The sequence below is a fragment of the Marinobacter azerbaijanicus genome, from assembly GCF_030250645.1.
Taxonomy (GTDB): domain Bacteria; phylum Pseudomonadota; class Gammaproteobacteria; order Pseudomonadales; family Oleiphilaceae; genus Marinobacter; species Marinobacter azerbaijanicus.
Window position 1 is genome coordinate 36,878 of record NZ_JASSVS010000001.1, and the last position, 12,437, is coordinate 49,314.

Sequence of the window (12,437 nt, forward strand, 5' to 3'; positions counted from 1 at the left end):
ATGAACGAAGCACTGCCCGATCTTGTTGCACACTTTCACGTCAAGCGTGGCCTCTTCCGGCGCGAGCGGGTTGAAGCAGCCCTGTTTGAACTGGACAACTTTGGCTGTGTAATGAAAACCGACAAGGTATTCAACCCGGGCGATACGGTGGTTCTCGACCTGGTTATGGAAATGCCCTTTGATAACATCCGGGCAGATGGCATATCGGGCCTTGTCACAGAGCGCAGAAAGCACTGCAGCAATTTCTTCTATTCAGTTGATTTTATAGAGTTTAATGGCCAAACCTCATCCGCTCTGGCAGACAAGCTGAAGCGGATTCGGGATGTGGTCACGAAAAAGCAGTTACTGAAATCCAGACGTTCTTCCGGGCCATCCTCCAGCCTTAGACAAATGGCCTGAAATAGCTCGTTTCACATCCAAACCGTACTGTAAGGAGACAATCCTCATGGCCAAGAAAGCCAATAAGCAGAATGTTGATAAAGTCGTCAAAAAAGTTAACAAGGAGTTTGAAAAGACGTCGTCGCGGATTGAAAAACTGATAGACGATGCACTCAAGCAGTTCGACGGCATTCAGAATCAGGTTCAGGAACCGGTTCGCAAGCTGCTGAAAGAACTGGATGAACTTCGTGACCGTGAGATGAAGCGTTTCAGCGACGAGTATGAACGCCGCCTGGGAGAGTTCCACGAATTGCAGGAAAGCATCCTCGACCGTCTTGGCATCGCCAGTAAAGAAGCCAAGGCGGCCAAGGAAGAAGCCAAAAAAGCGGTAAAGAAGGCATCATCTTCCGCCACGACCAAATCGGCGTCCAAAAAATCCTCTTCCGCCAAAGCAACGGCCAGGAAATCAGCCGCCACCAAAAGCGCAACACCGAAAAAAGCGGCCGGGGCCAAGGCAGGTACTGCAACAAAGAAAACCGCATCGCCGAAGCCTAAAGACAAAAGCGACCTGACTCTGATCAAAGGTATTGGTCCGGCCACTGCCCGTAAAATGAAAGAGGCGGGTATTACCTCGATCGACCAGATTGCCAACCCGTCTGCAGAGGATCAGGAAAAACTGCAGGCCTTTTCCAATGTGAAGGGGTTTAGCACCTTCAGCGATGAAGCCAAGAAAGTCATTTAATGCAAAAATCTGAACAGCCTGTATTACGGGACATCGTCCTGGTTGGCGGCGGGCACAGCCACGTCGGAGTTCTGAAGCGCTTTGCCATGAATCCCGTTCCCGGTGTCCGCCTGACCCTGATTTGCAGAGACACCCATACACCCTACTCTGGCATGTTGCCCGGCTATGTGGCCGGGCACTATTCCTATGATGAAGTCCATATAGATCTGAGCAAACTGGCTGAATTCGCCGGCGCCCGGTTCTACCGGGACGAAGCCATTGGCATTGACCGGAGCGCCAAGCGGGTAATCTGCCGGTCAAGGCCGGATGTACCCTATGACATTCTCTCAGTGAACATTGGCTCGTCACCGCGAGTTGTCGATGTTGATGGCGCACGGGAACACGCGGTTCCCGTCAAACCCATTAACGGTTTCAATAACCGGTGGCTGTCGCTGCTGTCGCGGCTGGAGAATCACGAAGGCCCTATGACGGTAGCCGTGGTGGGCGCGGGTGCCGGTGGCGTGGAACTGACGCTTGCGATGCAGTTCCGGCTCCGTAATGAACTTGAAAACCGGGGCCAGGACCCGGATCGGCTGCACTTTCACCTCTTCGACGCCGAGAGCCAGATACTACCCACGCACAACGCCAAGGTACGTGCCGTGTTCGCGGACAAACTGGCAAAACGTGGCGTGAAGGTTCACCTCGGTTCTCCTGTGTCGAAGGTAGAGGCAGGTCGTCTGACCACGGAAGCCGGTGATACCTTTCCAGTGGACGAGGTGCTCTGGGTAACCCGTGCAGGCGGTCCTCAATGGCTTGACGAAACTGGTCTGGCCCTGGATGACGGAAGGTTTATCCGTGTGAGGGATACCCTGCAGACGGAAACCGATGACGACATTTTCGCCGTTGGCGACATTGCCAATGTAGTCAATCACCCCCGTGAAAAAGCCGGTGTCTTTGCTGTACGCCAGGGGCGCCCCTTGGCGGATAACCTCAAACGTCATGCCCTGGGCAAGGCAGTTAAGCCTTTTACACCCCAGAAGAAATGGCTGGCGCTGATCAGCACCGGAGACAAGTTTGCCGTTGCGTCGCGCGGTGACATTTCATTTGCCGGCAAATGGGTCTGGCGCTGGAAAAACCACATCGATCAACGCTTCATGGCGAAGTTTAACGATCTTCCGCCGATGGAGGAGAACGCTGCACTGCCCGACACCGGAGCGGCGCAGAACGCTGAAGAAGCTTCCCAGGCCATATCCGCAGTAGCCATGCGGTGCGGTGGATGCGGCGCGAAGGTCGGGAGTACGGTGTTGTCCCGTGCCCTCGGAGAGCTGCGTCCCATAGAGCGGGATGACATTCTGATTGGCCTGCATGCACCCGATGATGCCGCGGTGCTGAAGGTGCCGCCTGGTAAGGCAGTGGTGCATACCGTCGACTTTTTCCGGGCGTTTATTGATGACCCTTACGTGTTTGGCAAGGTTGCCGCCAACCACGCACTGGGTGATGTATTTGCCATGGGTGCGGAAGCCCAGAGCGCAACGGCCGTTGCAACTGTGCCCTATGGAATCGAGTCCAAGGTGGAAGACATTGTTTACCAGATGATGTCAGGCGCTGTGGAGGTACTGAACGAGGCCGGTTGCGCCCTGGTGGGCGGCCATACCGGGGAAGGTCGCGAGCTGGCGCTGGGCTTTGCCGTGAATGGCCTGATTGATCCCGAAGAGGTGATGAGCAAAGGCGGTCTGCGGGCCGGCGATGTGCTTCTGCTGACCAAACCCATCGGCACCGGCACCCTGTTCGCTGCACACGCCAGGCTGGAAGCAAAGGGGCGCTGGATTGATGCGGCCCTGGCTTCAATGGTGCAGTCCAATAAGGCCGCCGCACAATGCCTGCGGCGCTATGGCTCAAAAGCCTGTACCGATGTAACCGGTTTCGGGTTGCTTGGGCATCTTGTTGAAATGACCCGCCCCTCCGGTGTGGACGCAGAGCTGGATCTGGGAGCGATCCCGATCCTGCCAGGTGCTGAAGAAACCGCTGCAGCGGGCATTCTCAGCTCCCTGCAGCCAGCCAACATCCGGCTGAGACGGGGTATCCGCGACCAGGAGAAGTGGGTAAAGCACCCACGCTACCCGCTGATATTCGACCCCCAGACTGCAGGTGGGTTATTGGCCAGCGTGCCGGCTGACCAGGCTGATGCCTGTGTCAGTGAGCTCAAAGCGCTGGGCTATCCGCACACGGCGATTATTGGCCGGGTATTGCCGCAGGACGAAAGCGGCCCTATCGAGCCGATCACTCTCAGGGACTGAGCCGGGTACGCCCGGCCATGGCCTTATCAATGGCTGCCAATAGTGCGCCCTGCTCCGCCTGCGGGGTAAAACGACTGGCAAGCTCCGTAACGCGACCCGACAACTCCCCCAGAAAATCGGCGGATTCTTCCGCTCGCTGTAACAACCTGGCCAGATCGGTGTCATCACCCACATGGAAATATCCGGGATAATCGTCGCCCAAAAGGCCGATGTTGCCAGAGATATCCGAGGCAATGATGGGCAGGCCCGCGCGGCAGGCCTCAGATACAACGTTGGCGCCGCCCTCCATCACCGAACTGATCACCATGGCCCGGGATTGACTCATCAGCTGGTGGATAGCGGATTTGTCCACTTCCCCGAGCCACTGGAAGCGCGGGTTGGATTGCTGTTCGCTGAGGGCCTTTTGCTCCCACTCCGGTGTATGGGCCTTGCCGGCATTTATCACGCGGATTCTTGAGGTTTGGGGTAACTGCTTTGCTGCCCATGCAGCACGGAGAGGGTCCTTCTCGTCGCGAAGATGGCCGATAACACAGATATCAAAGCCATTTTCAGGTCTTTCCGGGCCGGGTGGCAGATCTGCTGACTGGAGTACCGTCATCAGTTTATTGGTGAAACGTTCGGGGATGTCCTGGTCAACGCGGTCATGGAGCCCTATGAGGCAATCGGCGAGGGTCATGGACTCATGGGTAGCATCAGGAAAGCGGTACTGGTGGTCGTATATGTCGGTTCCTGTAAGTACAACAATCAGTGGGGTGTGGGGATGCTGTACCCGGAATTGAACAACCGCGTCGTGACTTCTCCAGGCATGAAGCGCAATAAAAAGGTCACAGGGCTCGCCCTGGTATTCCGTGACAATAGCGACCCAGTGCCCGGCCTCCTCGAGCAGCTGGCGCCATCGCTCTGCCGTGGCCCGGTTGCCTGCCCTGGAGCCCGGTGGGGCCGGTGTAATCAAGGTGATGTTCATGGATTCAGGGCTCCGGCAAGAAATTTCATTTTTTGATGGATATCCATAACCTGTTTAGCGGAGTGAATCGTATAGATGTTCAGAGTTTGGGTAAATCACGTTATCCTGACCCGCTTCGGGCCGCCTGCCCGTCAGAATATGTTGTTAAATCAAATCTTCAAACCAAGGGAAATTCAAATGGCCTTGAATCTTATACGGAAATTGGCACTGACCAGCTTTCTGATATTTATCGCATCCGCCACAGCTTCTGCGCAAACGCTCGTTTTTACGGCAATACCCGATGAAGATGAAACCAAACTGGTAGAGCGTTTCAGGGGCATTGCTGACTACCTGTCCGCAGAGCTGGATGTGGACGTTCGCTACATTCCGGTGAAGTCCTATGCAGCGGCTATTTCCGCGTTCAGAAACAACCAGGTACAACTGGCCTGGTTTGGCGGACTTTCTGGTGTTCAGGCCAGGGAACTGGTTCCGGGTTCGGAAGCAATTGCCCAGGGCGTGGAGGACAAGGCGTTCTATACTCACATTATTGCCCATCAAAGCACCGGCCTTGACGAAATGGAGGATCTGTCGGATGACCTTCGCGGCAAGACCTTTACCTTCGGTTCCAAGGGCTCCACATCCGGCCGGCTGATTCCCGAATTCTACATTCGTGAAGCCTTCGGTGAGAGCCCGGAAGAGGTCTTCAGCCGCGTTGGTTTCAGTGGCAACCACACTCGTACCCTGCGCCTTGTTGAAGCGGGAACCTATGACCTTGGTGCTATCAATTTCTCGGTCTGGGACAAGGAGATGGAGAACGACAATATCGATTCGGACGCCGTTAAGGTCATCTGGACAACGCCGTCCTACCCCAATTATCAATGGACCATACGTGGCGACGTCGACGAGCAGTTCAGCGATGGGTTCAAAGAGCGCGTCCAGGAAGCATTGCTGAATATGGATGACCCTGCGCTGCTCGAGAGCTTTCCCCGCAGTGGTTTCATTCCGGTTTCAAACGATGCCTATGAGCCTATCCGTGTTGTTGGCAAGCAGATTGGAATCATCGATTGATGTCAGGATTTGATCTAACCGGCCTGACAGCATCGTTCGACGGAGAGCGGGTGATTGGCCCGCTCTCCCTCAGCGTCAACGAAGGTGAGCGGGTTGGCCTCGTGGGCCGTAGCGGTGCCGGTAAGTCAACGCTGATCAGCCTGATACATCAACAGGTAAACCGGACATCGTCCCTGGTTCCCCAGAACCTTGGTTTGGTCAACGCGTTGCCGGTTTTTCATAACGTTTATATGGGGCGACTTGATGCCAATGCGACCTGGTACAACACGCTCACATTGATACGCCCTTTTGCCAGGGATACCCGCGAGATCACGATGCTGCTTGACGAGCTGGCCATGCCCGAAAAGGTCTGGATCCCGGCCGCGTCTCTTTCTGGAGGACAGCGCCAGAGGGTTGCCATTGCACGGGCGCTATACCGGAAGTCCGGGCTGCTACTGGCTGATGAACCGGTGTCTGCGCTGGATGGCCCTACTGCTCATCTGGTTATGAAACTGCTCCGGGAGCGCTTTCAGACCAGTGTTATCGCACTCCATGACGTGGAGCTGGCATTAGCGTACTGCACCAGGATTGTTGGTATCCAGGATGGGCAGATCGCTCTGGATGAGCCCAGCGAAAAGCTGACCCCGGCGGATATCATGCCGCTTTACTGAACCAGAACCCAACTCTATGCTCTTGTCGCCGACCGTAAAAACCAGCCTGATATTTACCGCCATTGCCTTGGTGGGTCTGGTGTTTGCGGACATTGCCATAACTTCGGCCAACCCATGGAAAGACCTTGGGCAATTCTTTCTGGGTGTTGTTACCCCCGATTTCTTCAGCACTGAAGGGCTGGCCACCGCCCTTCTCCGCACCGTTGCGTTTGCATTTGTGGGTGTTGCCCTGGGCAGTGTGTGCGGTTTTCTGCTGGCACTGGTCTATCGCGCCTACCCGGTCAGGATCTTCTGTGCCTTTATACGGGCTATTCATGAACTTTTCTGGGCGCTCATTTTTCTCCAGTTTTTTGGCTTCCACCCGCTGACCGGGGTGCTGGCCATAGCGATTCCCTACTCGGGAATCTTTGCCAAGGTCTACTCTGAAATCCTGGAAGAGGCGGACCCCGAGCCCGGTCGCCTGCTGCCGCCCGGAACCGGCGTTATCTCAGCGTTTCTGTATGCCCGCATACCCGACTGCCGGGTGCAGATGCGCACCTACACCGCCTATCGCCTTGAATGCGGGCTTCGCTCCAGCGCCATTCTGGGGTTTGTGGGTCTGCCCACTCTCGGGTTTTACCTGGAATCTGCATTCTCCCAGGGGCATTACTCTGAGGCCGGCGCCATGCTGATCCTGTTTTACGTGCTGATCGCAACGTTACCGCTGTGGGTCAAGCCCAGGCTGTTACCGGTGTATATCCTTGGAGCGCCGTTTTTCCTGGGGGATGGCATGCCCATTATATGGGGCAATGTCACCCGGTTCTTTACCGAAGACATTGTGCCCTCGCCCCTGAAAGGCGAAGAAGGCTGGTCCGGCATGGGAAGCTGGCTGGGAGACCTGTTTGTCACTCAGGCGCTGCCCGGAATCTGGAACACAGTGATACTCACCCAGATAGCCCTGGTTGCGACGGGGATTATTGCCCTGCTGGCGTTCCCGTTAATCTCAACCCACTTTGGTGGGCCAGTGCGACGCACAAGCGGCCACGTCTTCCTGGTTATTTTGCGTTCGACGCCGGAATACATCCTTGCCTACATTCTGCTGCAACTGTGGGGGCCATCCATGCTACCTGCAGTGGTGGCGCTGGCGTTGCACAATGGTGGCATCATTGGCCATCTGATTGGCCGCCAGTCCAGCTCTATCGTGCTTCGGCCCGATGCGCCAACGGGTCTGAACCGATACACCTACGAGCTTGTGCCCCGGGTCTACCGGTCGTTCCTTGCATTCCTGTTCTACCGCTGGGAAATCATTATGCGGGAGACTGCCATCCTCGGCATTCTGGGTATCTACACGCTCGGTTTCTATGTTGACAGCGCCATCCAGAATATACAGTTCGATAAAGCCATGGTGCTGATACTGATCACCGCCTCCCTGAACATCGGGGTAGACATCCTCGGCCGGTATATTCGCCGTAAACTTGCGCTGCAGACCATGCCCACCTGTTAAAGCCCGCCTGGCAAGTGGTTACCACGTCACAGATCGACATATTGCCGGCCTGATTGCGAAAGGTTCGCTTCGTCTCCCTGGATACATTTAGTTACAATCCGGATCACTAACGTAACAGTCAACCTCAGGCAATCCGGAATGTTTATGACAAACGGCCTTGTTTTACTGATCGAAGTCGGACTCCTCGCCCTGCTGTTGGTGCTTGCCTTCCGAATGCTGACACTGGTCCGTACTGATCCCTTCGTGGCGGCCACAACTGCCACTTATCCCGGGCCGATCTCTGAGACCATGACCGAACCCTCAACAGGCCGCAACCGTATGGACATTGGAAATGGCACAACTGGTTCCAGCCTGGACAAGTGCGGGTTAATCTCCCAGTTGCATATTCTTCTGAGTATCCAGGAAAGGGATTGCCGGGAAAATGGGCTGGATATTGACCGGTCGCCCGATGTGGTGAAGGAGTACGTCGCAGCCTGGTTGTACGGTGCCGCCTGTGCCCTGTGTGACAAACCACAGCGTCATTCGGATGCGCTGGTTAATCTGGTGAGCCAGATGATCAGCCGAAAAGTCGGATTGCGACAGCCGGCAGCGGTGCAGTCACTGTCTACGCTTACCGGTAGCTCTACCCTGCTGGCCTGTTTCCGTTACGGCGTGGATGGCGCAGAGTACTGGAGTGAGCACCGCTACGTGCCAGCGGCAAACAGCCTGTATGGTGCCGTCACGTCGAATGCGTTCATCTGACTCTGAGTTCTCTCAGCTGCGGATTGTGGCCCCTGTTGCGGATTCCTCTTCCAGTGTCCAGTCTGTACCCAGGCTCTGTGCCTCAGCGGTATCCGGACCCTCGGCAGGCGCGCCGTAAATAGCCGGCCGAGAAAAACTACCGTTTTCCAACCGCTCCATGCTGTCCACATCCACCGATCGCACCATGTAGCTCCTGCCGTTGCACTTCACGCGGGAGCGATGGGTCAATCCAAAGATAAAACGACAGTAATCCAGCTTTAACTGAAGCAGATCCTGCTCGGCTTTCTGAATTTTTCTGAGCAAAACCTTATGAACGCTATCGCCATAATCCATGTGTGCTTCCCTGACAATGATTGCAGTTCCATGATTTTACACAATCCTGACCTGCTGTCATCCTGTCGTCAGGCACGGCCTTCGGCCTGGAATGTCAGTTTGATCGGCATATCGATTGGCTTTTCCATACCCGATTGAAGGTCGACCCTCCAGGTCATTTCCGGATTTGTAGTGCATACTGGTGCTGTGAACCGGGCTTCCCAGAGCTTACTACCGCCATCTTCCGCAGGCCCTGTCCTGGTCATTGGTACCGGGTATTCCCCCATGTACATGGATTCGCCGCGCAGTACAGCCAGCAGCCTGGGAAGGTTCTCGTCGGTTTCTACCGACAACTGATAGACCGTACCGTCCGCGTTATCGGCCTCTTTTTCCATATGAGCTTCCCAAAGGGTGCCCTGTTGCGTCCATTGGCACGTATCATTGAGCAGGTCGCAGCTCAACACGCCCTGATCAGCCTGACCATCGGCATCCGACATCAGCCATCGCGGACCGAAAACGCCGAGAGCCACCACGCCGACGATGGCCAACACAGCTACAAGTGCTCTTAACACATCCATTCCTCCAAGATTAATCGGGCATTATGGGGATTATTGCTGCCAAGGCAAAGCTTTCTAAAACAGCACCGGTCATGAGAAAATACCGCGCTTTGATTCATCGCCAACAGGATACGCCTGTGCAACCGGACATTTCCGTAAAGCACCTCAACAAAGTCTATGCTGATGGTTTCAGCGCCCTCAAGGACATAAACCTTGATATCAAGCCGGGAGAGATCTTTGCGCTCCTCGGTCCTAATGGTGCCGGGAAGACAACCCTGATCAGCATTATCTGTGGCATTGTGAACCTCTCCGACGGAGAAGTGAAAGCAGCCGGTTACGATATCGTCAAGGATTACCGCAGAGCCCGTGAAAGCATTGGTCTGGTTCCCCAGGAACTGAACACCGATTCTTTCGAAACCGTCTGGGATGCCGTGTCGTTCAGCCGCGGGCTGTTTGGTAAGCCACCTGCCCCGGATCATATTGAAAAGGTCCTCAAGGATCTGTCGCTCTGGGACAAGCGCAACAACCGGATCATGTCCCTTTCCGGCGGCATGAAACGCCGCGTAATGATCGCCAAAGCCCTGTCCCACGAGCCGCGCATCCTGTTCCTTGATGAGCCAACCGCTGGTGTGGATGTCGAGTTACGTCGCGATATGTGGGAAATGGTCCGGAAGCTCCGGGCAAACGGCGTCACCATTATCCTCACCACACACTACATTGAAGAAGCCGAGGAAATGGCTGATCGCATCGGCGTTATCCGGGAAGGCGAGATCATCCTGGTGGAGGACAAGACCCGGTTGATGAGCAAGCTGGGCAAGAAGGAACTCCGTCTGCATCTGCAGAACCCGCTGGACAAGATTCCGGGGCAGCTGGCCCTGGAGCCGGTGGATCTGTCGGAAGACGGCTATGAACTGATCTACACCTTTGATTCCCAACAGGAACAGGCCGGCGTGGCAAGGCTTCTCCGGACATTGGGCGAAATGGGCATTGAGTTCCGGGATATACAGACCAGAGAAAGCTCCCTTGAGGAAATTTTTGTGGGCCTGGTCAATGAATAACGCGGGAGTGGTGCAATGAACCTTTACGGTGTACGTGCAATCTACAAGTTCGAAATGGCACGCATGCGCCGAACCCTGATGCAGAGTGTGGCCTCGCCGGTCATTTCCACATCCCTGTATTTCGTGGTGTTCGGGTCTGCCATTGGCAGCCGGATGGGGGATATCGACAACATCAGTTACGGCGCCTATATCATCCCCGGGCTGGTGATGCTGTCGTTACTGATGCAGAGTATTTCCAACGCCTCTTTCGGGATCTACATGCCGAAGTTCTCCGGCACCATTTACGAAGTGCTGTCTGCCCCGGTCTCCTATGTGGAGGTGGTGCTTGGCTATGTGGGAGCTGCCGCCACTAAATCGGTGATACTTGGCATTATCATATTGATCACCGCAAAGCTGTTTGTGGATTACGACGTGCTGCATCCCTTCTGGATGTTTGCCTTTCTGGTGCTGACAGCCATTACCTTCAGCCTGTTTGGCTTTATTATCGGTATCTGGGCAGACGGGTTTGAAAAGCTCCAGATTGTACCGCTGATGATCGTCACCCCCCTGGTGTTCCTGGGTGGCACCTTCTATTCCATCGATATGCTGCCGGAGGTCTGGCAAACCATTAGCCTGTTCAACCCGGTGGTGTATCTCATCAGCGGCTTCCGCTGGGCCTTTTATGGCGTGTCGGACGTGCACGTGGGCATTAGCGTGGGAATGACCCTGCTGTTCCTCACCGCCTGTATGGTTGCAGTGTGGTGGATTTTCAAAACCGGCTACCGGCTGCGTTCCTGATGAATGGTCGGGCAACCACGTACAGAGCTAGGGCGCTTTTGCCCCTGATGACCCTGCTGTTGTCAGGTTGCCTGGCCGCCGTTCCAGCCAAGGGCTCGCTGCCGGTGAAACAGGCATGCCTGATATCAGGGGAACGGGCCAATCCCATTACCCTGGAAATCGCCGTAAGTTCTGAACAACGCAGTCGTGGGCTGATGGAGAGAGAAGCGCTTGGGCCGGAGGCGGGAATGCTGTTTGTATACAGTAACCAGCGTCGCGCAGACCATGGCTTCTGGATGTACCGCACGCTGATTCCACTGGACATTGCCTACATGGACCGCCACGGCATTATTCGTGCGATACGCCAGATGGCCCCCTGTCCGGAAGCTCAGGGCAGGGACTGCCCCACCTACCGGGCCGGAGTCCCTTTCTACCTGGCCCTGGAAATGAACCACGGCTATTTTGAAAGTCGAGGAATCGAAGTGGGCGACCGGCTTTCGCTGGCCCCCTCAGACTGTCGCTAGCGCTGGCCTATTCGTCTTTCCACTCGGGCTTGCGCTTGTCCAGGAATGCACAGATGCCCTCTTGGGCATCCGCAGCCTGCATGTTCTTTGCCATCACCTCTGACGTATAGTCGTAGGCGTCCGCCAGTCCCATTTCCAGCTGTCTGTAAAAGGCTTCCTTGCCGATTTTCAGGGTGTGGCCTGATTTGCCCGCAATAGTGGCGGCGAGGCGATTCACGGTTTCATCCAGAACCTGTTCATCCACCACCTGGTTCACCAGCCCCAGGCGCTCGGCCTTGATCGCGCCGACCATTTCGCCGGTCAACAGCATCTCCATGGCATGCTTGCGGGATACGTTGCGGGACAGTGCCACCATGGGTGTGGAGCAGAACAGGCCTATATTCACGCCCGGCGTGGCAAAACGTGCGGTATCGGCAGCCACTGCCAGGTCGCAACTGGCGACCAACTGGCATCCTGCAGCCGTGGCCACACCCGCCACACGTGCAATCACCGGCTTGGGCAGATTGACGATCTGTTGCATCACCTTGCTGCAAAGGTTAAACAGTTCCAGCTGGAATTCATGGCTATCGAGCTGGCTACGGATTTCCTTCAGATCATGGCCCGCACAAAACACCCGGCCACTGGCGGCGAGCACAATTACCCGTGTTTCCGGGTCCTCGGCCAGGGCGCTGAGCCGATCGGAAAGCGCCTGCAACATGGCCATGGACAGGCTATTGCGATTCTCCGGCTGGTTGAGCGTAAGCGTGGTGATACCGCTATCGGTGGCAACCGTAATCATCTCTTCCGCAGTCATGGTGACGTCACTCCTCATCTTTTTCCCCCAGTATTCAGTAGCAGTGCCAGCAAGTCGAGCCGACTTTCGTCGGGATCATCCTCACTAGCCCTTCCAGGCAACTGTGACACAGTTAACACTTTTGACAGAGCCAGATGTCCATGTGGCCAACGCCCT

General features: G+C 55.7%; 14 protein-coding genes. 10 read left to right on the top strand and 4 right to left on the bottom strand.

The window, feature by feature from the left end; genetic code table 11:
• The 3 genes from QPM17_RS00160 to selD are packed head-to-tail and all read left to right on the top strand — an operon-like array spanning position 1 to position 3,396.
• Positions 1–399 carry a hypothetical protein gene (locus QPM17_RS00160; RefSeq protein WP_285387721.1) on the top strand — a complete coding sequence of 133 codons (399 nt, stop codon included), beginning with the start codon at positions 1–3 and terminating at the stop codon, positions 397–399.
• Positions 400–445: 46 nt separating this feature from the next.
• A complete protein-coding gene (locus QPM17_RS00165) occupies positions 446–1,120 on the top strand; it encodes a helix-hairpin-helix domain-containing protein (RefSeq protein WP_285387723.1) in 675 nt (224 codons plus the stop codon).
• Positions 1,120–3,396 (top strand): selenide, water dikinase SelD, encoded by a 2,277-nt coding sequence (selD, locus tag QPM17_RS00170; protein ID WP_285387726.1) that lies wholly within the window; start codon positions 1,120–1,122, stop codon positions 3,394–3,396. Before QPM17_RS00165 ends, selD begins: the two co-directional genes overlap by 1 nt.
• Here selD and senB read toward each other — a convergent pair.
• Entirely contained in the window at positions 3,386–4,360 is a 975-nt protein-coding gene (senB, locus tag QPM17_RS00175) for a selenoneine biosynthesis selenosugar synthase SenB (RefSeq protein WP_285387727.1), read from the bottom strand. The genes selD and senB overlap by 11 nt on opposite strands.
• Positions 4,361–4,537: 177 nt before the next feature.
• Between senB and QPM17_RS00180 the strand changes: the two genes are divergently transcribed.
• The 4 genes from QPM17_RS00180 to QPM17_RS00195 all read left to right on the top strand — a co-directional run bounded on the left by QPM17_RS00180 (position 4,538) and on the right by QPM17_RS00195 (position 8,281).
• The gene (locus QPM17_RS00180; protein WP_285387729.1) at positions 4,538–5,407 is read left to right on the top strand and encodes a putative selenate ABC transporter substrate-binding protein; all 870 of its coding nucleotides are present in this window, start codon (positions 4,538–4,540) and stop codon (positions 5,405–5,407) included.
• Positions 5,407–6,057, top strand: a complete 651-nt coding sequence (locus QPM17_RS00185) for an ATP-binding cassette domain-containing protein (RefSeq protein WP_285387731.1) — start codon at positions 5,407–5,409, stop codon at positions 6,055–6,057. The genes QPM17_RS00180 and QPM17_RS00185 overlap by 1 nt, the downstream gene beginning before the upstream one ends.
• 16 nt (positions 6,058–6,073) lie before the next feature.
• Positions 6,074–7,540 carry a PhnE/PtxC family ABC transporter permease gene (locus QPM17_RS00190; RefSeq protein ID WP_285387733.1) on the top strand — a complete coding sequence of 489 codons (1,467 nt, stop codon included), beginning with the start codon at positions 6,074–6,076 and terminating at the stop codon, positions 7,538–7,540.
• Between the two features lie 144 nt (positions 7,541–7,684).
• A complete protein-coding gene (locus QPM17_RS00195; protein WP_285387734.1) occupies positions 7,685–8,281 on the top strand; it encodes a hypothetical protein in 597 nt (198 codons plus the stop codon).
• 12 nt (positions 8,282–8,293) lie between these two features.
• On the opposite strand, the gene QPM17_RS00200 is transcribed toward QPM17_RS00195, so the two are convergent.
• Together QPM17_RS00200 and QPM17_RS00205 are read right to left on the bottom strand one after the other, a co-directional pair.
• Entirely contained in the window at positions 8,294–8,614 is a 321-nt protein-coding gene (locus QPM17_RS00200) for a hypothetical protein (RefSeq protein ID WP_285387736.1), read from the bottom strand.
• 68 nt (positions 8,615–8,682) lie between these two features.
• The gene (locus QPM17_RS00205) at positions 8,683–9,165 is read right to left on the bottom strand and encodes a hypothetical protein (protein WP_285387738.1); all 483 of its coding nucleotides are present in this window, start codon (positions 9,163–9,165) and stop codon (positions 8,683–8,685) included.
• Positions 9,166–9,287: 122 nt separating this feature from the next.
• Here QPM17_RS00205 and QPM17_RS00210 point away from each other — a divergent pair, with 122 nt between their 5' ends.
• Genes QPM17_RS00210 through QPM17_RS00220 form a run of 3 tightly spaced genes read left to right on the top strand, consistent with a single transcriptional unit; the run spans position 9,288 to position 11,488 of the window.
• Complete coding sequence (locus QPM17_RS00210) at positions 9,288–10,208, top strand: ABC transporter ATP-binding protein (RefSeq protein ID WP_285387740.1); 921 nt, start codon at positions 9,288–9,290, stop codon at positions 10,206–10,208.
• Between the two features lie 15 nt (positions 10,209–10,223).
• Positions 10,224–10,985, top strand: a complete 762-nt coding sequence (locus tag QPM17_RS00215) for an ABC transporter permease (RefSeq protein ID WP_285387742.1) — start codon at positions 10,224–10,226, stop codon at positions 10,983–10,985.
• A gap of 47 nt (positions 10,986–11,032) precedes the next feature.
• Entirely contained in the window at positions 11,033–11,488 is a 456-nt protein-coding gene (locus QPM17_RS00220; RefSeq protein ID WP_285388778.1) for a DUF192 domain-containing protein, read from the top strand.
• Between the two features lie 7 nt (positions 11,489–11,495).
• Here the strand turns inward: QPM17_RS00220 and QPM17_RS00225 are convergent, their stop codons facing one another.
• Positions 11,496–12,281, bottom strand: coding sequence for an enoyl-CoA hydratase (locus QPM17_RS00225; protein ID WP_285387744.1), 786 nt, complete (start codon positions 12,279–12,281; stop codon positions 11,496–11,498).
• Positions 12,282–12,437: the final 156 nt, after the last annotated feature.

Coding starts and splice junctions, on each gene's coding strand:
- QPM17_RS00160 (WP_285387721.1), top strand. CDS start 1: ATGAACGAAGCACTGCCCGATCTTGTTGCACACTTTCACGTCAAGCGT.
- QPM17_RS00165 (WP_285387723.1), top strand. CDS start 446: ATGGCCAAGAAAGCCAATAAGCAGAATGTTGATAAAGTCGTCAAAAAA.
- selD (WP_285387726.1), top strand. CDS start 1,120: ATGCAAAAATCTGAACAGCCTGTATTACGGGACATCGTCCTGGTTGGC.
- senB (WP_285387727.1), bottom strand. CDS start 4,360: ATGAACATCACCTTGATTACACCGGCCCCACCGGGCTCCAGGGCAGGC.
- QPM17_RS00180 (WP_285387729.1), top strand. CDS start 4,538: ATGGCCTTGAATCTTATACGGAAATTGGCACTGACCAGCTTTCTGATA.
- QPM17_RS00185 (WP_285387731.1), top strand. CDS start 5,407: ATGTCAGGATTTGATCTAACCGGCCTGACAGCATCGTTCGACGGAGAG.
- QPM17_RS00190 (WP_285387733.1), top strand. CDS start 6,074: ATGCTCTTGTCGCCGACCGTAAAAACCAGCCTGATATTTACCGCCATT.
- QPM17_RS00195 (WP_285387734.1), top strand. CDS start 7,685: ATGACAAACGGCCTTGTTTTACTGATCGAAGTCGGACTCCTCGCCCTG.
- QPM17_RS00200 (WP_285387736.1), bottom strand. CDS start 8,614: ATGGATTATGGCGATAGCGTTCATAAGGTTTTGCTCAGAAAAATTCAG.
- QPM17_RS00215 (WP_285387742.1), top strand. CDS start 10,224: ATGAACCTTTACGGTGTACGTGCAATCTACAAGTTCGAAATGGCACGC.
- QPM17_RS00220 (WP_285388778.1), top strand. CDS start 11,033: ATGACCCTGCTGTTGTCAGGTTGCCTGGCCGCCGTTCCAGCCAAGGGC.
- QPM17_RS00225 (WP_285387744.1), bottom strand. CDS start 12,281: ATGACTGCGGAAGAGATGATTACGGTTGCCACCGATAGCGGTATCACC.